This window comes from Klebsiella sp. D-Nf1, from assembly GCF_002810515.1.
Taxonomy (GTDB): domain Bacteria; phylum Pseudomonadota; class Gammaproteobacteria; order Enterobacterales; family Enterobacteriaceae; genus Klebsiella; species Klebsiella variicola.
Window position 1 is genome coordinate 1 of sequence record NZ_PIOK01000005.1, and the last position, 20,741, is coordinate 20,741.

The 20,741-nt window shown below is 55.9% G+C and carries 25 protein-coding genes; 7 read left to right on the forward strand and 18 right to left on the reverse strand.

Translation table 11 applies throughout. The features are described from left to right. From CWM54_RS18950 to fkpA, 9 genes are all read right to left on the reverse strand, one after another. Positions 1-262: GTP-binding protein (locus CWM54_RS18950; protein ID WP_000031674.1), on the reverse strand; the 262-nt coding region annotated here is incomplete at its 3' end. A 67-nt stretch (positions 263-329) separates the two neighbouring features. Further along, positions 330-2,444 carry an elongation factor G gene (gene fusA, locus CWM54_RS18955; protein ID WP_061153132.1) on the reverse strand — a complete coding sequence of 705 codons (2,115 nt, stop codon included), beginning with the start codon at positions 2,442-2,444 and terminating at the stop codon, positions 330-332. Between the two features lie 96 nt (positions 2,445-2,540). Then, positions 2,541-3,011 (reverse strand): 30S ribosomal protein S7, encoded by a 471-nt coding sequence (rpsG, locus tag CWM54_RS18960; RefSeq protein WP_008807044.1) that lies wholly within the window; start codon positions 3,009-3,011, stop codon positions 2,541-2,543. Between the two features lie 96 nt (positions 3,012-3,107). Continuing rightward, positions 3,108-3,482, reverse strand: coding sequence for a 30S ribosomal protein S12 (gene rpsL / locus CWM54_RS18965; RefSeq protein WP_002920115.1), 375 nt, complete (start codon positions 3,480-3,482; stop codon positions 3,108-3,110). 124 nt (positions 3,483-3,606) lie between these two features. Continuing rightward, a complete protein-coding gene (gene tusB, locus CWM54_RS18970; protein ID WP_061153131.1) occupies positions 3,607-3,894 on the reverse strand; it encodes a sulfurtransferase complex subunit TusB in 288 nt (95 codons plus the stop codon). Positions 3,895-3,901: 7 nt separating this feature from the next. Further along, the gene (gene tusC / locus CWM54_RS18975; RefSeq protein WP_100698126.1) at positions 3,902-4,261 is read right to left on the reverse strand and encodes a sulfurtransferase complex subunit TusC; all 360 of its coding nucleotides are present in this window, start codon (positions 4,259-4,261) and stop codon (positions 3,902-3,904) included. After that, entirely contained in the window at positions 4,261-4,647 is a 387-nt protein-coding gene (gene tusD / locus CWM54_RS18980; RefSeq protein ID WP_074387078.1) for a sulfurtransferase complex subunit TusD, read from the reverse strand. Before tusD ends, tusC begins: the two co-directional genes overlap by 1 nt. Then, complete coding sequence (locus tag CWM54_RS18985) at positions 4,647-5,369, reverse strand: transcriptional regulator (RefSeq protein ID WP_002920130.1); 723 nt, start codon at positions 5,367-5,369, stop codon at positions 4,647-4,649. The genes tusD and CWM54_RS18985 overlap by 1 nt, the downstream gene beginning before the upstream one ends. Before the next feature lie 168 nt (positions 5,370-5,537). After that, the gene (fkpA, locus tag CWM54_RS18995; RefSeq protein ID WP_008807040.1) at positions 5,538-6,368 is read right to left on the reverse strand and encodes an FKBP-type peptidyl-prolyl cis-trans isomerase; all 831 of its coding nucleotides are present in this window, start codon (positions 6,366-6,368) and stop codon (positions 5,538-5,540) included. Positions 6,369-6,590: 222 nt separating this feature from the next. Here fkpA and CWM54_RS19000 point away from each other — a divergent pair, with 222 nt between their 5' ends. Beyond that, positions 6,591-6,809, forward strand: coding sequence for a protein SlyX (locus CWM54_RS19000; RefSeq protein ID WP_002920136.1), 219 nt, complete (start codon positions 6,591-6,593; stop codon positions 6,807-6,809). 58 nt (positions 6,810-6,867) lie between these two features. On the opposite strand, the gene slyD is transcribed toward CWM54_RS19000, so the two are convergent. The 4 genes from slyD to kefG form a co-directional block, all read right to left on the reverse strand. Continuing rightward, positions 6,868-7,458, reverse strand: a complete 591-nt coding sequence (gene slyD, locus CWM54_RS19005; protein WP_100698128.1) for a peptidylprolyl isomerase — start codon at positions 7,456-7,458, stop codon at positions 6,868-6,870. A 93-nt stretch (positions 7,459-7,551) separates the two neighbouring features. After that, positions 7,552-7,752: a YheV family putative zinc ribbon protein gene (locus CWM54_RS19010; RefSeq protein ID WP_002920143.1), complete on the reverse strand. Its 201-nt coding sequence runs from the start codon at positions 7,750-7,752 to the stop codon at positions 7,552-7,554. 11 nt (positions 7,753-7,763) lie between these two features. Beyond that, positions 7,764-9,569 carry a glutathione-regulated potassium-efflux system protein KefB gene (kefB, locus tag CWM54_RS19015; RefSeq protein WP_074387077.1) on the reverse strand — a complete coding sequence of 602 codons (1,806 nt, stop codon included), beginning with the start codon at positions 9,567-9,569 and terminating at the stop codon, positions 7,764-7,766. Beyond that, complete coding sequence (gene kefG, locus CWM54_RS19020; RefSeq protein WP_100680880.1) at positions 9,556-10,119, reverse strand: glutathione-regulated potassium-efflux system ancillary protein KefG; 564 nt, start codon at positions 10,117-10,119, stop codon at positions 9,556-9,558. The genes kefB and kefG overlap by 14 nt, the downstream gene beginning before the upstream one ends. A gap of 173 nt (positions 10,120-10,292) precedes the next feature. Here kefG and CWM54_RS19030 point away from each other — a divergent pair, with 173 nt between their 5' ends. The 4 genes from CWM54_RS19030 (at position 10,293) to CWM54_RS19050 (ending at position 14,542) form a co-directional block, all read left to right on the forward strand. Then, positions 10,293-12,197 (forward strand): ABC transporter ATP-binding protein, encoded by a 1,905-nt coding sequence (locus tag CWM54_RS19030; protein ID WP_074387075.1) that lies wholly within the window; start codon positions 10,293-10,295, stop codon positions 12,195-12,197. 225 nt (positions 12,198-12,422) lie between these two features. Next, the gene (locus tag CWM54_RS19040) at positions 12,423-13,421 is read left to right on the forward strand and encodes a hydrolase (RefSeq protein ID WP_162493231.1); all 999 of its coding nucleotides are present in this window, start codon (positions 12,423-12,425) and stop codon (positions 13,419-13,421) included. Next, positions 13,418-13,636: a YheU family protein gene (locus CWM54_RS19045; RefSeq protein ID WP_061153124.1), complete on the forward strand. Its 219-nt coding sequence runs from the start codon at positions 13,418-13,420 to the stop codon at positions 13,634-13,636. Before CWM54_RS19040 ends, CWM54_RS19045 begins: the two co-directional genes overlap by 4 nt. A 36-nt stretch (positions 13,637-13,672) precedes the next feature. After that, positions 13,673-14,542 carry a phosphoribulokinase gene (locus CWM54_RS19050; protein ID WP_100698130.1) on the forward strand — a complete coding sequence of 290 codons (870 nt, stop codon included), beginning with the start codon at positions 13,673-13,675 and terminating at the stop codon, positions 14,540-14,542. 55 nt (positions 14,543-14,597) lie between these two features. Here CWM54_RS19050 and CWM54_RS19055 read toward each other — a convergent pair whose 3' ends face one another. After that, on the reverse strand, positions 14,598-15,002 hold the full coding sequence (locus tag CWM54_RS19055; RefSeq protein ID WP_004202200.1) for an OsmC family protein: 405 nt from the start codon (positions 15,000-15,002) through the stop codon (positions 14,598-14,600). Between the two features lie 306 nt (positions 15,003-15,308). Here CWM54_RS19055 and crp point away from each other — a divergent pair, with 306 nt between their 5' ends. After that, on the forward strand, positions 15,309-15,941 hold the full coding sequence (gene crp, locus CWM54_RS19065) for a cAMP-activated global transcriptional regulator CRP (protein WP_000242758.1): 633 nt from the start codon (positions 15,309-15,311) through the stop codon (positions 15,939-15,941). Positions 15,942-15,992: 51 nt separating this feature from the next. After that, complete coding sequence (locus tag CWM54_RS19070) at positions 15,993-18,071, forward strand: YccS/YhfK family putative transporter (RefSeq protein WP_100698132.1); 2,079 nt, start codon at positions 15,993-15,995, stop codon at positions 18,069-18,071. Here the strand turns inward: CWM54_RS19070 and argD are convergent. The 4 genes from argD to CWM54_RS19090 all read right to left on the reverse strand — a co-directional run bounded on the left by argD (position 18,061) and on the right by CWM54_RS19090 (position 20,727). After that, positions 18,061-19,281 carry a bifunctional acetylornithine/succinyldiaminopimelate transaminase gene (gene argD / locus CWM54_RS19075; protein ID WP_100698134.1) on the reverse strand — a complete coding sequence of 407 codons (1,221 nt, stop codon included), beginning with the start codon at positions 19,279-19,281 and terminating at the stop codon, positions 18,061-18,063. The genes CWM54_RS19070 and argD overlap by 11 nt on opposite strands. 90 nt (positions 19,282-19,371) lie before the next feature. Further along, positions 19,372-19,935 carry an aminodeoxychorismate synthase component 2 gene (gene pabA / locus CWM54_RS19080; RefSeq protein WP_074387071.1) on the reverse strand — a complete coding sequence of 188 codons (564 nt, stop codon included), beginning with the start codon at positions 19,933-19,935 and terminating at the stop codon, positions 19,372-19,374. A gap of 32 nt (positions 19,936-19,967) precedes the next feature. Continuing rightward, positions 19,968-20,570 (reverse strand): putative adenosine monophosphate-protein transferase Fic, encoded by a 603-nt coding sequence (locus CWM54_RS19085; RefSeq protein ID WP_061153119.1) that lies wholly within the window; start codon positions 20,568-20,570, stop codon positions 19,968-19,970. Continuing rightward, a complete protein-coding gene (locus CWM54_RS19090) occupies positions 20,560-20,727 on the reverse strand; it encodes a YhfG family protein (RefSeq protein WP_100698136.1) in 168 nt (55 codons plus the stop codon). Before CWM54_RS19090 ends, CWM54_RS19085 begins: the two co-directional genes overlap by 11 nt. Positions 20,728-20,741: the final 14 nt, after the last annotated feature.

Consider the following 20,741-nt stretch of genomic DNA (forward strand, 5'->3'; position numbering starts at 1 on the left):
AGTCGGCGTGGCCCGGGCAGTCTACGTGCGCGTAGTGGCGAGTCGGGGTGTCATATTCAACGTGGGAAGTGTTGATGGTGATACCACGAGCTTTTTCTTCCGGTGCGTTATCGATCTGGTCGAATGCACGAGCAGCACCGCCGTAGGTTTTAGCCAGTACGGTAGTGATTGCAGCGGTCAGGGTAGTTTTACCATGGTCGACGTGGCCGATAGTACCAACGTTGACGTGCGGTTTTGTACGTTCAAATTTTTCTTTAGACACGGCTATATTCCTTACTATAGTGCTCTCCCCTTCGGAGAGAGCACGGGACTTAGTTTAATCCAGTGGATTATTTACCACGGGCTTCAATAACGGCCTGAGCAACGTTGTTCGGCGCATCATCATACTTCAGGAATTCCATGGTGTATGATGCACGACCTTTGGTCAGAGAACGCAGCTGAGTTGCATAACCGAACATTTCGGACAGCGGAACTTCAGCGTGGATCTTAACGCCGGTTACTTCGGATTCCTGACCGCGCAGCATACCGCGACGACGGCTCAAGTCACCGATAACATCACCCGTGTTCTCTTCCGGAGTTTCTACTTCAACCTTCATGATCGGCTCAAGCAGAACTGGTTTTGCTTTCTTAAAGCCTTCTTTAAAGGCAATAGACGCAGCCAGTTTAAACGCCAGCTCAGAGGAGTCAACGTCGTGGTAAGAACCGAAGTGCAGACGGACACCCATATCAACTACCGGGTAACCTGCCAGCGGGCCAGCTTTCAGCTGTTCCTGGATGCCTTTATCAACGGCCGGGATGTATTCGCCAGGGATTACACCACCTTTGATGTCGTTGACGAACTCGTAACCTTTCGGGTTAGAGCCCGGCTCCAGCGGGTACATGTCGATCACAACGTGACCGTACTGACCACGACCACCAGACTGTTTGGCGTGTTTACCTTCAACATCGGTAACTTTCTGGCGAATCGCTTCGCGGTAAGCAACCTGAGGTTTACCAACGTTCGCTTCAACGTTGAATTCACGCTTCATACGGTCAACGATGATGTCGAGGTGCAGCTCACCCATACCAGCGATGATGGTCTGGTTAGACTCTTCGTCAGTCCATACACGGAATGACGGGTCTTCTTTAGCCAGACGACCCAGAGCCAGACCCATTTTTTCCTGGTCAGCTTTGGTTTTCGGCTCAACGGCGATGGAGATTACCGGCTCAGGGAATTCCATACGCTCCAGAATGATCGGCGCGTCCGGGTCACACAGAGTGTCACCGGTGGTCACGTCTTTCAGACCGATAGCAGCAGCGATATCGCCCGCGCGAACTTCTTTGATCTCTTCACGTTTGTTAGCGTGCATCTGAACGATACGACCGAAACGCTCACGTGCAGTTTTCACGGAGTTCAGTACGGTATCACCAGAGTTAACCACACCGGAGTACACACGGAAGAAGGTCAGGTTACCCACGAACGGGTCAGTAGCGATTTTGAACGCCAGTGCAGAGAACGGCTCTTCGTCGCTTGCGTGACGCTCAGCCGGAGTATCTTTACCGTCGTCCAGAATACCGTTGATTGCCGGAACATCGACCGGGGATGGCAGGTAATCAATTACCGCATCCAGCATCGCCTGAACACCTTTGTTCTTGAACGCAGAACCGCAGGTTACCAGGATGATTTCGTTGTTCAGAACGCGCTGACGCAGAGCTTTTTTGATCTCTTCTTCAGTCAGTTCTTCACCACCCAGGTATTTTTCCATCAGCTCTTCGGAAGCTTCCGCAGCGGACTCGATCAGGTTCTGGTGCCATTCGTCAGCCAGGTCCTGCATTTCAGCCGGGATATCTTCGTATTCGAAGGTAACGCCCTGGTCGGCATCGTTCCAGTTGATGGCTTTCATTTTCACCAGGTCAACAACACCGGTGAAACCTTCTTCAGCACCAATCGCCAGCTGCAGCGGAACCGGGTTCGCGCCCAGACGGGATTTGATCTGACCAACAACTTTCAGGAAGTTCGCACCCATGCGGTCCATTTTGTTAACGAACGCAATGCGCGGAACTTTATATTTGTTTGCCTGACGCCATACGGTTTCAGACTGCGGCTGAACACCACCAACTGCGCAGTAAACCATTACCGCACCATCAAGAACACGCATGGAACGTTCTACTTCGATAGTGAAGTCAACGTGCCCCGGGGTGTCGATGATGTTTACACGGTGCGGTTCATACTGCTTAGCCATACCAGACCAGAATGCAGTAGTCGCAGCGGAAGTGATGGTGATACCACGCTCCTGCTCCTGCTCCATCCAGTCCATGGTAGCGGCGCCGTCATGAACTTCACCGATTTTGTGGTTTACACCGGTGTAGAACAGAATACGTTCGGTAGTAGTGGTTTTACCGGCGTCGATGTGCGCACTGATACCGATGTTACGGTAGCGTGCGATGGGTGTTGTACGAGCCATTTGATTCCTCGTTTATTTCTTTAGGCGTTCAGTTAAGTTATCCAGAGCGGGCGACTCATCTGAAGCGCCCGCCTGGTGACTATGACTCCGAAGGGATTACCAACGGTAGTGTGCGAACGCCTTGTTGGCTTCGGCCATACGGTGAACGTCTTCACGTTTCTTAACTGCAGTACCTTTGTTGTCTGCAGCATCAGTGAGTTCGTTCGCCAGGCGCAGAGCCATGGATTTATCACCGCGTTTACGAGCAGCTTCAACGATCCAACGCATTGCCAGAGCATTACGACGAACCGGACGAACTTCAACTGGAACCTGATAAGTAGAACCACCAACGCGGCGAGACTTAACTTCTACAGTCGGGCGCACGTTGTCGAGAGCGACTTCGAAAGCTTCCAGTTCATTTTTACCAGAGCGCTGAGCCAGGGTCTCCAGCGCGCTGTATACGATTGCTTCTGCAGTAGATTTTTTACCATCTACCATCAGGATATTGACAAATTTAGCCAGCAGTTCTGATCCGAACTTCGGATCCGGCAGAATTTTACGCTGACCAATGACGCGACGACGTGGCATGGAAATACTCCGTTGTTAATTCAGGATTGTCCAAAACTCTAAGAGTTTAGTATGACATTAAGGTAAATCAGTTTGGCCTTACTTAACGGAGAACCATTAAGCCTTAGGACGCTTCACGCCGTACTTGGAGCGAGCCTGCTTACGGTCTTTAACGCCGGAGCAGTCAAGCGCACCACGAACGGTGTGGTAACGAACACCCGGAAGGTCTTTAACACGACCGCCACGGATCAGGATCACGGAGTGCTCCTGCAGGTTGTGACCTTCACCACCGATGTAGGAGGTGACTTCGAAACCGTTAGTCAGACGCACACGGCAAACTTTACGCAGTGCGGAGTTCGGTTTCTTAGGAGTGGTGGTATATACGCGAGTACATACGCCACGTTTCTGCGGGCAGGCTTCCAGCGCAGGCACGTTGCTCTTTGCAACTTTGCGTGCGCGTGGTTTGCGTACCAGCTGGTTAATTGTTGCCATTAAATAGCTCCTGGTTTTAGCTTTTGCTTCGTAAACACGTAATAAATCGCCTCATATAATATGAGGACGCAGAATTTTAGGGCGGTGCCGAAAAGGTGTCAAGAAATATACAACGATCCCGCCATCACCAGGCCAGCTGACCGGCATGTTTTACCGTGAGTCTGACGAAATCAGTATAGCTAACCCTACCGACACTGTCCGCAATTTGACCAGCCAGCCCGCGGGCGTCAACGTCGTCTTGCAGCACATAAAGGGTTATGGGGGCGGATTGCAGGATCTCAAGGAAACGGCCACCGGCGATGGCCGCCGTGACGCCATCAGACAGCAGTAACAGATCGTCACCGTGATCCATCAGGCGAAGTATTGCTGCGATATCGGCATGCCAGGGAGAAACACTGAGCGTATGGAGCATGGGGGCCTCAGAAACGCAAAATCACATCAAATTCATGCAGACGGGCGCGCAGGGCATCCGACGCCAGGCATTCGACATCCACCACCCACGCGGTAGCGGGGTCCAGACCGCGCTCCCGTGCGGAATCGGCACACAGCCAGCACTGATCGATATCATACAGTGACAGCAGTTTAAAGGTGGCAATGTAGTCGCGAGCCAGCACTACACCAGGCCGCTGATCGGGCAGCAGTTGAAAAACGCCGTCGCCGACAAAAAATACGCCAATCTCGTCGGTAAGCGCGGAGGTGGCGAGTAAGGCATCGAGGCCTTCCCTGCCGGCGGTGCTGCCGTGCGGCGCGGAGGAAAAAACAAAAGCCACACGTTTCATCAGAACTGTACCATCCGATCGCAAGTGAGCGCGGCTTCCGCCAGCGCACCGAGCCCGCTAAGCGTGAAACCCGGCTGCAAATTGTGGCTGGCTAGCGCGAGCTGTTGCGCTTCACGTTCGTCCGTTACGCCTCGACGTAAGGCAGCCGCCACGCAGATGTGCAATGCCACACCTTGTTCATCGTGCAGTGACTGCCATGCGCGCACCAGATCGAACTCATCGCTGGCGGGCGCCGTCAGCTGATTAGCGTTGAGTACGCCTTCGCGATAGAAAAAAACACATGCCAGTTCATGACCTTCCTGCAAAACGGCCTGGGCAAACTGCCAGGCGCTGCTTGCCTGCTGCGTCCCATAGGCAGGGCCAGTCACCGTAATGGCAAAACGCATTACTTATCCAGCCCCTGGAAATCGCCGCTCTTGAACTGGCGGATATAGAGGTAGACGGTGTGCTTGGAGATGTTCAGACGATCGGCCACCTGGTTAATGGCATCTTTGATATCGAAGATCCCTTTTTCGTAGAGATTCAGCACGATTTGACGGTTTTTCGCATTATTAGACACGCTGCGATCGGCATTCACCTCTTCAATGGTGAATTCCAGCGTCTGCGCGACCAGATCGTCAACCGAGGAAGCAAAGTTCACCGGCGAGTTAACCTCGGGCGTTTCTGGCGGAATAAAGGTGCTCATGATCTGGGAAAACGGCACATCCAGATTCATGTTGATGCACAGCAGACCAATCACCCGATGATCGCGGTTGCGAATGGCAATCGTCACCGACTTCATCAGTACGCCACTTTTGGCGCGGGTGAAGTAGCATTTGGAAACGCTGCTATCGGCGCCCGTCATATCGTGCAGCATGCGCAGCGCAAGATCGGTAATCGGTGAACCGATTTGGCGGCCGGTATGTTCACCATTGGCGATACGGATGGCAGAGCATTTAAGATCCTGCAAAGAATGCAGCACGATTTCACAGTGCGAACCGATGAGCATCGCCAACCCGTCCACCACCGCTTCATAAGATTTAAGAATATCGAAATCGGTCTGGTCAAAGGGACGTTGATCCAGCAGGTCAAGCTCGCTGGTTTCGTTGGTTAAAAGCGACCTGGACATGAAAAAAAGCACTCCTTTTCAGGAGCCTGTCGTTATTGTCAGGGCAGGCTCATCATCATTATTAAGCTATCTAAAGTAATACAGCGCCTGAGGATCTTTCCAGTTTTAATTATATCTGCGCTCAATAAAAAAGCCGCCGCCTCTGACGAGACGGCGGCCTGAACTCGATTACTTCTTAGCGTCAGCGTTCGCGTCTGCGGCTTTCGCTTCGCCAGCGGCTTCCGGCTGTGCATCCGCCTTCGGCGCCGGTTTGATATCCAGCAGTTCTACGTCAAAGACCAGCGTAGAGTTGGCCGGGATCCCCGGAACGCCGGTTTTGCCGTACGCCAGATCCGGTGGAATGACCAGCTTGATTTTACCGCCTTTCTTGATGTTCTTCAGGCCTTCCGTCCAGCCCGGGATCACGCCGTCCAGGCGGAAAGAGAGCGGCTCACCGCGGGTATAAGAGTTATCAAACTCTTTACCATCGATCAGGGTGCCTTTGTAGTTAACGACCACAGTGTCGCTGTCTTTCGGCGCATCACCAGTGCCTTCTTTCTCGACTTTATACAGCAGGCCAGTTTTCGAGGTTTTCACGCCCTTCTCTTTAGCAAAGCTATCGCGGAAGGTTTTGCCTTTGGCTTCGTTCTCAGTTGCGTCTTTTTCCATTTTCTGCTGAGCCGCGGTCTTCACGCGCGTTTCAAAGGCCTGCAGAGTCTGTTCGATCTCCTGGTCGGACAGCTTGCTCTTGTCGGCAAACGCGTCCTGTACGCCGGCGATCAGCTGGGCTTTGTCCAGCTTAATGCCCAGCTTTTCTTGTTCTTTCAGGGAGTTTTCCATGTAACGCCCCAGGGACGCGCCCAGCGCATAGGCGGATTTCTGATCGTCATTTTTAAATGCCGATTTACTCTCAGCCGCTGGGGCTGCCTTCGCCGCCGTATCTGCAGCAAAGGTCAGCGGTGCGTTCAGGGCGACGGCCATTGTGGTCGCCAGCAGCGTTACTTTAAACAGTGATTTCATCCATTTCTCCAGGGCCGGGGCCTCTCACCCCAGGGTTATCGTAAAAAGCAAAAAACGTACTATAGAACGTTGCCGTTAAAATCTACATACGGACGTTCCTGAATCTCGCCTCTTTTAGGACTATTTTTGTATGAATAAGTTTCCTGTCAGACGCAGCGATGCTGCGCGAAAAGAGAAACTTAAGTAGAATCCGCTCGCAGGATCAGACTAAAGAGGTTACCCATGCACGATAGCACATTAGAAACGCGCCTTGCAGAGCTGGAAAGCCGGCTGGCGTTTCAGGAAATCACCATCGAAGACCTCAATAAAACCGTGACCGCCCACGAGATAGAGATGGCGAAGATGCGGGAGCATATGCGTCTGATGATCGAGAAACTGAAGGCGACTCAACCGTCCCATATCGCCTCTCAGGCAGAAGAGACGCCGCCGCCACATTATTGAGACGTAAAAAAAGCGGGTTTCCCCGCTTTTTTTGGCTATCCGCGCGAACGCGACGCCATTAGTGGCAACCGCAACCGCCGTTACCGCAACCACCTTTGCCGTGTTCATGGTCGTGACCATGATCGTGGCCGTGGCCGCCGCAGCAACCGTCATGACCGTGGTCATGATCGTGATCGTGGCCATGAGCGCCATGCACGTGACCATGCTCCAGCTCTTCAGCCGTTGCTTCACGAATAGCGACAACTTCCACATTGAACTTCAGGTTCTGGCCAGCCAGCATGTGGTTGCCATCAACCACAACGTGGTCGTCTTCAACTTCAGTGATTTCTACCGGTACTGGACCCTGATCGGTTTCCGCCAGGAAGCGCATGCCAACCTGCAGTTCATCAACGCCCATAAAGACGTCTTTCGGTACACGCTGCACCAGATTTTCGTCATACTGGCCGTAAGCGTCGTTAGCGACGACAGCTACGTCAAATTTGTCGCCCACTTCGTGGCCATCCAGCGCGTTTTCCAGGCCGGAAATCAGGGAGCCGTGACCGTGCAGGTAATCCAGCGGCGCGCTTACCGGAGACTCATCAACCAACACACCGTCTTCTGTACGTACCTGATAGGCCAGGCTGACCACCAGGTCTTTTGCTACTTTCATGATATCTCCTGAGATGGGAAGAATAGTGGCGCAGATTGTAGCGGAATTCTGCTGCCGTGTACCCTCTAGCTTAAAAAAAGCCGACGGATAACGCTAGTCGGGATGAAAAATGCCAATCACCTGCTCCTCTTTGCGTACATGCTCGCGGGCCTCTTTATCCGCCTCACGCATTTGGTGACCGCACTTAACGCATTCAACGACATCGACATTATTCTCACGCCACATCGCCAGCGAATCCTGCGCCTGGCACGCCGGACATTTCGCCCCGGCAATAAAACGTTTACGTACTGCCATATGATTTACCTTTATTCAAACTCGTCCCAGCCGTCCAGCTGCCGGCTTTCTTTCTGCATTTCACGCTGAAAAATCTCTTCCAGTTCGCGTCGGGCTTCCCGCACGCGAGATATCTGTACCGTATCAGTATGCACCGGCATTAACTCACGCAGCATTCGCATATCGAGCCGTCGGAAGTGCAGCTGCGCGCGCTGCGCCTGGTGAGGATGCATGCCCAGGGTGATAAGCGCTTTCCGCCCCAGCTCCAGCGCACTGGAGAAGGTTTCACGAGAAAACTGCGTCACGCCGGCCTGCAGCAGCTCATGCGCCTCAACGCGACCACGTGCGCGGGCCAGAATATGCAGATGTGGAAAGTGTTGTTGACACATTTCCACCAGCCGCATGGTGTCTTCCGGCTCATTACAGGTGATGACGATCGACTGCGCCTCTTCCGCACCTGCCGAGCGCAGCAGCTCCAGCTGGGTAGCGTCGCCAAAATAGACTTTATAGCCATAGTTGCGCATCAGATTCACCGCGCTGATGTCCCGCTCCAGCACCGTAATACGCATCTTATTGGCCATCAGCAGGCGGCCGATGACCTGACCAAAGCGACCAAACCCGACAATAATCACCTGCGGCTTGTCATCCTCCACCCACGGCGCCTCATCGGTATCGTCCGCTGGATTCAGCCGTCGCGACAATAGCTTATCTATCCCCTTCATCAGCAGCGGCGTCGTCATCATCGACAACGTCACGGCCACCAGAAGCAGCGCCATCTGGTCATGCTGAAACAACCGCTGAGACGCGGGCAACGAAAAGAGGACAAAGGCGAACTCGCCGCCCTGGCTTAATACGCCCGCGAACTGCATCCGCTCTGAACTTCGCAGGCCATAGAGGCGGGCCAGGAGATAGAGCACCAGCATTTTTACCGCCACCAGCACCGCCACGCTCACCGCCACCCACAGCAGATGGGTATACAGCACGCCAAGGTTCAGCGCCATGCCGACGGAGATAAAGAACAGCCCAAGCAGCAGCCCCTTGAACGGATCGATAGCGATTTCCAGTTCGTGGCGATACTCGCTTTCCGCCAGCAGCACGCCGGCGATAAAGGTACCAAGCGCCATCGACAACCCCAGCGCCTCCATAAACAGCGCCGACCCAAGGACCAGCAGTAGCGTGGCGGCAGTAAACACTTCCCTGACCCCTGAGCTGGCGATGAAACGGAACACCGGCCGCAGCAGATAGCGTCCGCCAATCAGCATCCCGGCAAAGGCCAGGACCTTCATACCGACCGTCAGCCAGTTAACATGCTCATCCGCGGAACCGGCCAGCAGGGGAACCAGCGCCAGCGCCGGGATCACCGCCAGATCCTGAAACAGCAGCACCGAAAAGCCTAATTGCCCCGACTCACTGCGGCTCATTCCCTTCTCACGCATCAGCTGCAGCGCCATGGCGGTGGAAGACATCGCCAGGCCGATCCCGCCGACCACCGCCGCCTGCCATGAAAACCCGGTCGTCATCAGCAGACCGCCGAGGATCGCCGCGCTGAGCATCACCTGCGCCGCGCCAACGCCGAAGATGGAGCTCCGCAGCCGCCATAACTTGGCCGGATTAAGCTCCAGGCCGATGATAAACATCAGAAACACTACGCCGAGCTCAGAGAAATGGAGAATCTCATCCACATCGCTGATAAACCCAAGTCCCCACGGACCAATCGCAATCCCGGCCAGCAGATAGCCCAGCACCGCGCCAATACCCAGTCTTGAGGCCAGAGGGACGGCAATAACGGCGGCGAACAAAAACAGAACGCCCGCCAGCAGCAAATCAGATCCCGCCATGTATACCTCCGGCGGCGATGGGGTTAGCCAGCCAGTCCCGGTAGGCCCGGGCGCGGCTACGCAACTCCTCTGGCTGTTGCCGCCGGGCCCAGTAGACAATAATGGGACTCATCCAGTGCATACGGCACATGCCGGCGGTCAGTTCAAAAGGACGTAAAATATCGTTCATCGGATAGCGATTGGCATCGCGACGGTAGGCGCTCTCAGGTTCGCCGGTGGTGATCACACTACGCCAGTACTTTCCCGCCAGTTCGTTCCCCCCGGCACCGCTGGCGAAGCCGCGGCTTAACACACGATCCAGCCACTCCTTGAGCAGCGCCGGACAGCTCCAGGTATATAAAGGATGCTGGAAAACAATCACCTCATGCTGGCGCAGCAGGTCCTGTTCATGAGCGATATCGATAAAAAAATCCGGATAGTGCGCGTAAAGATCGTGCACGGTGACGTTCGGCAACTGTAAGGCCGGCTCTAATAAAACCCGGTTGGCCACGGAATCATGAGATTCTGGGTGGGCATACAGCAGCAACACTTTCGCTGTCTGAGACATCATTCCCCTCCCGTAGGTCTTCTGGCGGCCTGCGCAGCCCCGGCGTTTTAACACCGCCAGAATGACTTTGTGTATCGTCTTCGTTTTGGGCTACCATGGCGGCCCGGTGAAGCGATTCGCTTCCACACTACATTATCATAATGACAAATTAACATAGTCTGAACATACGGCGCCTTATGATTGTTTTCTCCTCGTTACAAATTCGTCGCGGCGTACGCGTCCTGCTGGACAACGCCACCGCTACCATCAACCCAGGTCAGAAGGTCGGACTGGTGGGGAAAAACGGCTGCGGGAAATCGACGCTGCTATCGCTTTTGAAAAACGAGATAAGCGCTGACGGCGGCAGTATGACCTTTCCAGGCAGCTGGCAGCTGGCATGGGTGAATCAGGAAACCCCGGCGCTTCCTCAGCCGGCTATCGATTATGTTATTGATGGCGATCGTGAATACCGCCAGCTGGAAGCCGCACTCCAGCAGGCTAACGAGCGCAACGACGGCCATGCCATCGCCACGGTCCACGGCAAGCTGGACGCCATCGACGCCTGGACTATCCGTTCGCGCGCTGCCAGCCTGCTGCACGGTCTGGGATTCAGCAACGAACAGCTGGAGCGGCCGGTCAGCGATTTTTCCGGCGGCTGGCGTATGCGCCTTAACCTTGCCCAGGCGCTGATTTGCCGTTCTGATCTGCTGCTGCTCGATGAACCGACTAACCACCTCGACCTCGATGCCGTCATCTGGCTCGAGAAATGGCTTAAGGGTTACACGGGCACGCTGATCCTGATCTCACACGATCGCGATTTTCTCGATCCTATCGTCGACAAAATTATCCATATCGAACAGCAGACGATGTTTGAGTACACGGGTAACTACAGCTCGTTCGAAGTGCAGCGCGCTACCCGACTTTCTCAGCAGCAGGCGATGTACGAAAGCCAACAGCAGCGCGTTGCGCATCTGCAAAGCTATATCGATCGCTTCCGCGCCAAAGCCACCAAGGCCAAGCAGGCGCAAAGCCGTATCAAAATGCTCGAACGGATGGAGCTTATCGCCCCGGCGCACGTGGATAACCCGTTCCACTTCAGCTTCCGCCAGCCGGAGAGTCTGCCTAACCCGTTACTGAAAATGGAGAAAGTCAGCGCCGGTTACGGCGAGCGTATTATCCTCGACTCCATCAAGCTCAATCTGGTGCCGGGCTCGCGCATCGGCCTGCTGGGCCGCAACGGCGCCGGGAAGTCGACGCTGATTAAGCTGCTGGCAGGTGAACTCCAGCCGGTGAGCGGCGAGATCGGCCTCGCAAAAGGTATCAAGCTCGGCTACTTCGCCCAGCATCAGCTTGAGTTCCTGCGTGCCGATGAATCACCGATACAGCACCTGGCGCGCCTGGCGCCGCAGGAGCTGGAACAAAAGCTGCGTGATTATCTGGGCGGCTTTGGTTTCCAGGGCGATAAAGTCAGCGAAGAGACCCGCCGCTTCTCCGGTGGAGAAAAAGCGCGCCTGGTACTGGCCCTGATCGTCTGGCAGCGCCCTAACCTGCTGCTGCTCGATGAACCGACCAACCACCTTGACCTCGATATGCGTCAGGCCTTAACCGAAGCGCTGATTGACTTTGAGGGAGCGCTGGTTGTCGTGTCGCACGATCGTCACCTGATCCGCTCCACCACCGACGATCTGTACCTCGTCCATGACGGTAAAGTTGAGCCGTTCGACGGCGATCTGGAAGATTATCAGCAGTGGCTCAGCGACTCGCAAAAACAGGAATCCCAGAGCGGCGAGGCGCCAAAAGAGAGCGGCAACAGCGCACAGGCACGCAAGGACCAGAAGCGTCGGGAAGCGGAACTGCGCAGCCAGACCCAACCGCTGCGCAAAGAGATCGCCCGCCTGGAAAAAGAGATGGACAAGCTCAACGCGCAGTTGGCCAGTGCGGAAGAAAAACTTGGCGACAGTGAGCTTTATGACGCCTCACGCAAAGCCGAGCTGACCGAATGCCTGCAGCAGCAGGCCAGTGCGAAGTCCGGGCTGGAGGAGTGCGAAATGGCCTGGCTGGAGGCCCAGGAGCAGCTGGAGCAGATGCTTCAGGAAGGCTAATATTGACTTCCTCATCCTGCCTGCGCGTACGATGCCGCTGGCAGGGTGGGTTTCTGCCCTCTCCATGGCCTGCCATCAGTGACATCAATGATTTGTTTTTGCTGTAACCTGGCGTCACTGGCCACAAGACCACATATTGGCTAACCCCTGTGCGCCCTGCGCGGTATAGTCATCATCACGTTTATTAATTGTTCTGGTGCTATGGTTGAAATCATCCCCACAGACATGACGCCCCCCGAAAACGATTCGCGTGAGTTCCATCCGATGCGCGGCGTGGGCAATCGTCATCTGCAAACCATGCTGCCGCGGCTGATCCGCCGTAAATTGCGCTTTACCCCGCACTGGCAGCGCCTTGAGCTGCCGGACGGCGATTTTGTCGATCTGGCCTGGAGCGAAGACCCGCATCAGGCGCGCCATAAGCCGCGCCTCGTCGTCTTTCATGGTCTGGAAGGAAGCCTGCACAGCCCGTACGCCCATGGTCTGATCCATGCGGCGATGCAGCGCGGCTGGCTGGGCGTGGTTATGCATTTCCGCGGCTGCAGCGGCGAACCTAACCGCAATAACCGCATCTATCACTCCGGCGAAACAGAAGATGGCACCTGGTTTCTGCACTGGCTACAGCGCGAGTTTGGCCCCGCGCCGACCGCGGCCGTCGGCTATTCACTGGGCGGCAATATGCTGGGCTGCCTGCTGGCAGAAGAAGGCGACCGCTGCCCGCTGGATGCGGCGGTGATCGTCTCCGCGCCTTTCATGCTCGAAGCCTGCAGCTATCATATGGATAAGGGCTTCTCGCGGGTTTATCAGCGCTATCTGCTCAATCTGTTAAAAGCCAATGCCTCACGCAAGCTGAAAGCGTATCCGGGCTCACTGCCTGTCGATTTACGCCAGCTTAAAGGGATGCGCCGCATCCGGGAATTTGACGATATGATCACCGCCAAAATCCATGGCTTCGCCGATGCGCTGGATTATTACCGGCAATGCAGCGCCATGCCGCGGCTCAGCGATATCACTAAGCCGACGCTCATCATTCACGCGAAAGACGACCCATTTATGGATCACCACTCCATACCACCGCAGGAGCAACTGCCCGCGAACGTTGAGTATCAATTAACCGAGCAAGGCGGTCACGTTGGCTTCGTCGGCGGCACCCTGCGTAAACCGGAGATGTGGCTGGAACGACGCATCCCGGACTGGTTAAACCGTTGGCTGGAGGTCCCCGTATGATTATTCCCTGGCAGGATCTGGATCCCGAAACGCTGGATAACCTGATTGAAAGCTTTGTGTTACGTGAAGGCACCGATTATGGTGAACATGAACGTTCACTTGCCGATAAAGTCGCCGATGTTAAACAGCAGCTGAAACGCGGAGAGGCGGTCCTCGTGTGGTCTGAACTGCATGAGACGGTCAATATTATGCCGCGCGGCCTGTTTAACGGCTAAGGCGACGCCACTACATCGTTTAACCAGGGAGTTGTTATGTCTGCCAAACATCCGGTGATCGCCGTCACGGGCTCCAGCGGCGCGGGCACTACCACCACCAGCCTTGCCTTTCGCAAAATCTTCGCGCAGCTAAACCTGCACGCCGCGGAGGTGGAAGGCGATAGCTTTCATCGCTACACCCGCCCGGAAATGGACATGGCGATCCGCAAGGCGCGGGATCAGGGCAAACATATCAGCTACTTTGGCCCGGAGGCGAACGATTTTGGCCTGCTGGAGCAGACCTTTGTCGACTATGGCCGCCACGGAACAGGCCAGTCGCGGAAATACCTGCACACCTATGACGAAGCCGTACCGTGGAATCAGGTGCCAGGGACTTTCACCCCCTGGCAGCCGCTGCCGGAGCCGACAGACGTACTGTTCTATGAGGGGCTGCACGGCGGGGTTGTCACGCCGCATCATGATGTCGCCAGCCATGTCGACCTGCTGGTCGGCGTAGTGCCTATCGTTAACCTCGAGTGGATCCAAAAGCTTATTCGCGACACCAGCGAGCGCGGCCACTCCCGGGAGGCGGTGATGGACTCAGTCGTCCGCTCGATGGAAGACTACATCAACTTCATTACCCCGCAATTTTCCCGCACCCATATCAACTTTCAGCGCGTGCCGACGGTAGACACTTCCAACCCGTTTGCCGCGAAAACTATTCCCTCGCTGGACGAGAGCTTTGTGGTGATCCATTTCCGTAACCTGCAGAATATCGACTTTCCCTGGCTGCTGGCGATGCTGCAGGGGTCGTTTATCTCGCACATGAACACGCTGGTGGTGCCGGGCGGTAAAATGGGGCTGGCGATGGAGCTTATCATGGCGCCGCTGGTCGAGCGCCTGATGGAAGGCCGCAAGATCGGCTAACAGAAAAAACCCCGGCCAGGCCGGGGTTGAGATGCTTCACAACGGCAGGCGAAGACTACGCCTCGATCACTTCATAGGAGTGGGTGATCTTCACTGCTTTTTCCAGCATCAGCGCCACCGAGCAGTATTTCTCTGCCGACAGATCCACCGCCCGGGAGACCGCGGCATCTTTCAGCGCCTTACCGGTGACGATAAAGTGCAGATTAATATGCGTAAACAGACGCGGCGCCTCTTCGCGGCGCTCCGACGTCAGCTTCACTTCGCAGTTGGTCACCTCATGGCGACCTTTTTGCAGAATAGAAACCACATCGATCGCACTGCAACCGCCCGCCGCCATCAGCACCATCTCCATCGGGCTGGGTGCCTTATCCCCGGAGTTGCCATCCATCAGAATCTGGTGTCCTGACGCGGACTCCCCGATAAAGGTTAACCCTTCAACCCATTTCACACGCGCTTGCATAAAATTTAACTCCAGTATCGCAATTTTCCTGTCAGATTACGCGCACATAACAATTCTCGCAACGGAAGGCGACCTGCGTCATGCTGAAGCGAGACACCAGGAGACATGCGGCGAAAGCTATGCTAAAACAGTCTGGATGCTACAGTATTACATTGATGTACTGCATGTATGCAGAGGAGTTCACATTACGGGCTGTCGAAAAATCATCAGCCAGCTTCCCAGGTATAGGGAAACAATACGATTGCATGCCCGGACGCCGTGTAGTGTCGGCGCCCGGAGATAGCTTATAACAGAGGATAACCGCGCATGGTGCTTGGCAAACCGCAAACAGACCCTACCCTTGAATGGTTCTTGTCTCATTGCCACATTCATAAGTACCCATCAAAGAGCACGCTGATCCACCAGGGTGAAAAAGCAGAAACGCTGTACTACATCGTTAAAGGCTCCGTGGCTGTACTCATCAAGGATGAAGAAGGTAAAGAGATGATCCTCTCCTACCTCAACCAGGGCGATTTCATCGGTGAATTAGGCCTGTTTGAAGAGGGTCAGGAGCGTAGCGCCTGGGTACGGGCGAAAACCGCATGTGAAGTGGCCGAAATCTCTTATAAGAAATTCCGTCAGTTGATCCAGGTTAACCCGGACATTCTGATGCGTCTCTCTTCGCAAATGGCTCGCCGTCTGCAGGTCACGTCTGAGAAAGTGGGCAACCTCGCCTTCCTCGACGTGACGGGCCGTATCGCCCAGACGCTGCTGAACCTGGCGAAGCAACCTGATGCCATGACCCACCCGGACGGTATGCAAATTAAAATTACCCGTCAGGAAATTGGTCAGATCGTCGGCTGCTCTCGTGAAACAGTTGGCCGTATTTTGAAAATGCTGGAAGATCAGAACCTGATTTCCGCACACGGTAAAACTATCGTCGTCTACGGCACCCGTTAAGTTGCTAAGCGGCGTATTGCTCCTGCAGTACGCCGTTCTTGTTTTTCCCTCATGTGGCGCAGGCTGATTTACCACCCGGAAGTCAACTATGCACTGCGGCAAACGCTGGTGCTGTGTCTGCCTGTGGCCATCGGTCTTCTGCTCGGCCATCTCCAGCAGGGGCTGTTGTTTTCCTTAGTGCCCGCCTGCTGCAACATTGCCGGTCTTGATACCCCGCATAAGCGCTTTTTCAAACGCCTGATTATCGGCGGCTGTTTGTTTGCCGGATGCAGTCTGGTCGTGCAGTTGCTGCTCGCCCAGGCCATTCCTTTGCCGCTTATTCTCAGCGGTCTGGCGCTATTGCTCGGCGTCACCGCGGAGATCAGTTCGCTGCACGCTCGCCTGCTGCCCGCGTCGCTGATCGCCGCTATCTTTACCCTGAGCCTGGCGGGCAATATGCCCATCTGGGAGCCACTGCTGATCTACGCTTTCGGTACGCTGTGGTACGGCGTGTTTAACTGGCTCTGGTTCTGGCTGTGGCGCGAACAGCCGCTGCGGGAGTCGCTCAGCCTGCTTTACCGGGAACTGGCTGACTATTGTGAAGCCAAATACAGTCTGTTGACGCAGCATACCGATCCGTCGACCGCCCTGCCGCCGCTGCTCACCCGCCAGCAGAAGGTAGTCGACCTGATTACCCAGTGCTATCAACAGATGCATATGCTGGCCTCCAACCAACGCAACGACCACAAGCGTCTGCTGCGGGCGTTCCAGGTTGGGCTGGATCTACAGGAACATATTTCGGTTAGCCTGCATCAGCCAGAAGAGGTGCAAAAGCTGGTGGAACGCAGCCATGCCGAAGCGGTGATCCGCTGGAATGCGCAAACCGTCGCTGCCCGCCTGCGCGTGCTGGCGGATGATATTCTCTATCATCGCTTTCCGCAGCGCTTTCAGATGGATAAACAGATCGAGGCTCTGGAAAAGATCGCTCGCCAGCATCCGGATAACCCGGTCGGTCAGTTCTGCGCCTGGCACTTCAGCCGTATCGCCCGGGTGCTGCATACCCAGCGCCCCCTGTATGCCCGGGATCTGATGGCCGACAAAGAGCGTCGTTTACCGCTGTTTCCCGCGCTAAAGAACTATCTCTCGCTGAAATCACCCGCGCTGCGCAATGCCGCGCGCATCAGCGTGATGCTGAGCTTCGCCAGCCTGATGGGTAACGCCCTGCATTTGCCGAAGCCCTACTGGATCCTGATGACGGTGCTCTTCGTCACGCAAAACGGCTACGGCGCCACGCGGGTGCGAATTGTTCACCGGGCGGCGGGAACGCTCGCCGGCCTGGTCATCGCCGGGCTAACCTTGCACTTTCACGTTCCGGAGAGCTATACCCTGAGTGGAATGCTGCTGATCACCCTGCTCAGCTATCTGATCATTCGCAAACACTATGGCTGGGCGATGGTAGGCTTTACGGTGACGGCGGTGTATACCCTGCAGTTGCTGACGCTCAACGGGGAACAGTTTATTGTCGCCCGGCTTATCGACACGCTTATCGGCTGCCTGATCGCCTTCGGCGGGATGGTCTGGCTCTGGCCGCAGTGGCAGAGCGGCCTGCTGAAAAAAAACGCCCACGATGCGCTGGAGGCCGACCAGCAGGCGATTCGCCTGATCCTCAGCGCCGACCCAAAAGCCCCCGCGCTGGCCTACCAACGCATGCGCGTCAACCAGGCGCACAACGCGCTCTACAACTCCCTGAATCAGGCAATGCAGGAGCCCGGGTTTAATACCCACTATCTGGAAGATATGAAGCTGTGGGTGACGCACAGCCAGTTTATCGTCGAACATATCAACGCTATGACCACCCTCGCCCGGGAGCACACGATGCTGACCCCGGATCTTGCCCAGCGCTATCTCGAATCCTGTGAGATTGCCCTGCAGCGCTGCCAGCAGCGGCTGGACAGCGATGGTCCCGGCAGCGCAGGGGATGCCAATATTCTGGAGTCGCCGGAAACAGAGGTGCCGAACGGTCCGTTAAGCACCCTGGAGCAACACCTGCAACGCATTCTGGGCCATCTGAACACCATGCATACCATATCGTCCGTAGCATGGCGTCAGCGGCCGCATCATGGCATCTGGCTGCGGAAAATCAGCCGTTAATCACCTTTGCCACTGCCTGGGCAAAGCGCGCCATCCCCTCGGCAATATCCTGCTCTTCGATGATCAGCGAGGGAACAAAACGCATCACGTCCGGCCCGGCGTTGAGCACCATGACGCCGGCTTGCGCAGCGGCATAGAGGAAATCGCGCGCGCGGCCCTTGTGCTGCGGCTTGAGTTCGGCGCCAATCAGCAGGCCCATCCCGCGAATATCACTGAACAGATCAAATTCAGCATCCAGCTGCTGCAAGTGTTTGACGAACAGTTCACGCTTCGCGTTCACGCCATCCAGCACCTCCGGGGTATTGATCAGGTCGAAGGCGGCGTTGGCGACCGCGCAGGCCAGCGGGTTGCCGCCGTAGGTTGAGCCATGGGATCCCGCATGGAAGGCACTGGCGATCTCATGGGTGGTCAGCATGGCGCTGACCGGGAAGCCGCCGCCGAGCGCCTTGGCGCTGGTCAGAATATCCGGAGTCACACCGTAGTGCATATAGGCGAACAGCGATCCGGTACGCCCCATGCCGCACTGCACTTCATCAAAGACTAACAGCGCCTGGTGCTGATCGCACAGCTCACGCAGCCCCTGCAGGAAGGCCGGCGTCGCTGCCGTCACGCCGCCTTCGCCCTGAATCGGCTCCACCACCACCGCGCAGGTGTGGTCATCCATCACCGCTTTTACCGCCTGCAGGTCGTTGAAGGGAACATGGACAATATCCGCCGGTTTCGGGCCGAAACCATCGGAGTACTTCGGTTGCCCGCCGACGGAAACGGTAAACAGGGAGCGGCCATGGAAGGCATTATGGAAGGCAATGATTTTGGTTTTATACGGGCTATGGCGGGTCACCGCATAGTGACGCGCCAGCTTGAAGGCCGTTTCATTGGCTTCAGTCCCGGAGTTCATAAACACCACGCGCTCGGCGAAGGTGGCATCGACAAGTTTACGTCCCAGACGCAGCGCTGGCTCATTGGTAAAGACGTTGCTGGTGTGCCACAGCGTTTCGCCCTGCTCGTGGAGCGCCGCCACCAGCGCCGGATGGCAATGGCCGAGCGCCGTCACCGCGATACCGCCAGCGAAATCGACATACTCTTTGCCCTGCTGATCCCAGACGCGGCTGCCTTTCCCTTTCACAGGGATGAATTCTGCTGGTGCATAAATCGGCAAAATAACTTCATCGAATGTGGCGCGGGTGATTGCCGGTTGTTCAGTTGCCATGTCTTGCCCATCCCTCTTCGTTATGCAGATGTAATCATGAAAATATAATCACAAAATATGCATAAAAAATCAGTCAATGGCAACTGAAAATCACCGCTTCAGAAAGTTTTCCAGCAATTGATGGCCCTGCTCGCTGAGGATGCTTTCCGGATGAAACTGCACGCCCTCAAGATCCCAGTCGCGGTGGCGGATCCCCATAATCTCAGCGCTGGCGCTGCGGGCGGTGACGATAAACTCGGGCGGGAGCGTCGGCGGGTCAATCACCAGCGAGTGATAACGGGTCACCGTCAGAGGATTATTCAGCCCCTGAAACACCCCTTCGCCGTTATGCTCGATAAGCGAGGTTTTACCATGCATCACCTGTGCCGCCCGTACGATGGTCGCGCCAAACGCCTGGGCTATCGCCTGGTGCCCGAGACAGACGCCCAGTAGCGGCGTTTTCCCCGCATAGTGGCGGATAATCGCGAGGGAAATCCCCGCCTCATTCGGCGTACAGGGGCCAGGCGAGATCACGATCTTCTCCGGCGCCAGCGCCGCTATCTCCTCCAGCGTCAACGCATCGTTGCGCCTGACCAGTACTTCCGCACCCAATTCACAGAAGTACTGATACAGATTCCAGGTGAAAGAGTCATAGTTATCGATAAGCAGGATCATAGTGGCTCCGGAACAATCAAAACCGGGCTATTCTACTCAGATTCCCGCGCTTCGCTTACCACTTTGCGAAAGATCGCCACCAGCGGAGCCGGATCGCCCATCGCGCTCTGCTGGCAGGCCGCGTTCCAGCCGGCAGGGTCGACGTCACGCCAGTCAAGAAGGTAGCCGGCATGTATCGCCAGCTGTTCAAAGAAAATGCGCTGGGTCAGGCCATTGCCAAGACGAAAAGGGTGCAGCACATTAATTTCACCATAGAACCAGCTCAGGCGTTCGATAAAGGTATCGCGCGGCAGGCCGCTAAGGTAATCCTCCTGCTCAAGGGCCTGCATCAGGGCGTTCCCCTCCTCCTCGATCCGGGCAAAATGGCAGAACGGCGTATCGCCCAGGTAGAGGTTCACTTCGCGCAACCGCCCCGCCCAGTCAAACAGGTCCTGGTACAGCTGATGATGAATCGCGCACAGATAGGGTAAGCCGCGCACGCGCGGGCCCAGCGGCAAGGTTGCCGCCCGCAGCGCCGTCATCTCAAAGGCGGCCTGTTGCAGATTTTTAGCCTGCCGGATGCCGAGGCGGTTGCGCAGGACATTCAGCGTCGGGTAGAGGTAAGGATCGCGTTCATCACCAAATTTATCGCTCATACTCCCTCCGCAGCGTCGCCAGACGCGCCAGCGCCTCCTCGGCAGTCAGCGTAACCAGCTGCACCGTCACACCTTCAAGGCGACGACTGGCCTGAAAATTGGTATTGCGTGTCTGTTCCCAGAGTCGGGATTTTTGCTTTTCGGTGAGTGGACGCATCGTCGCCCCCCTTA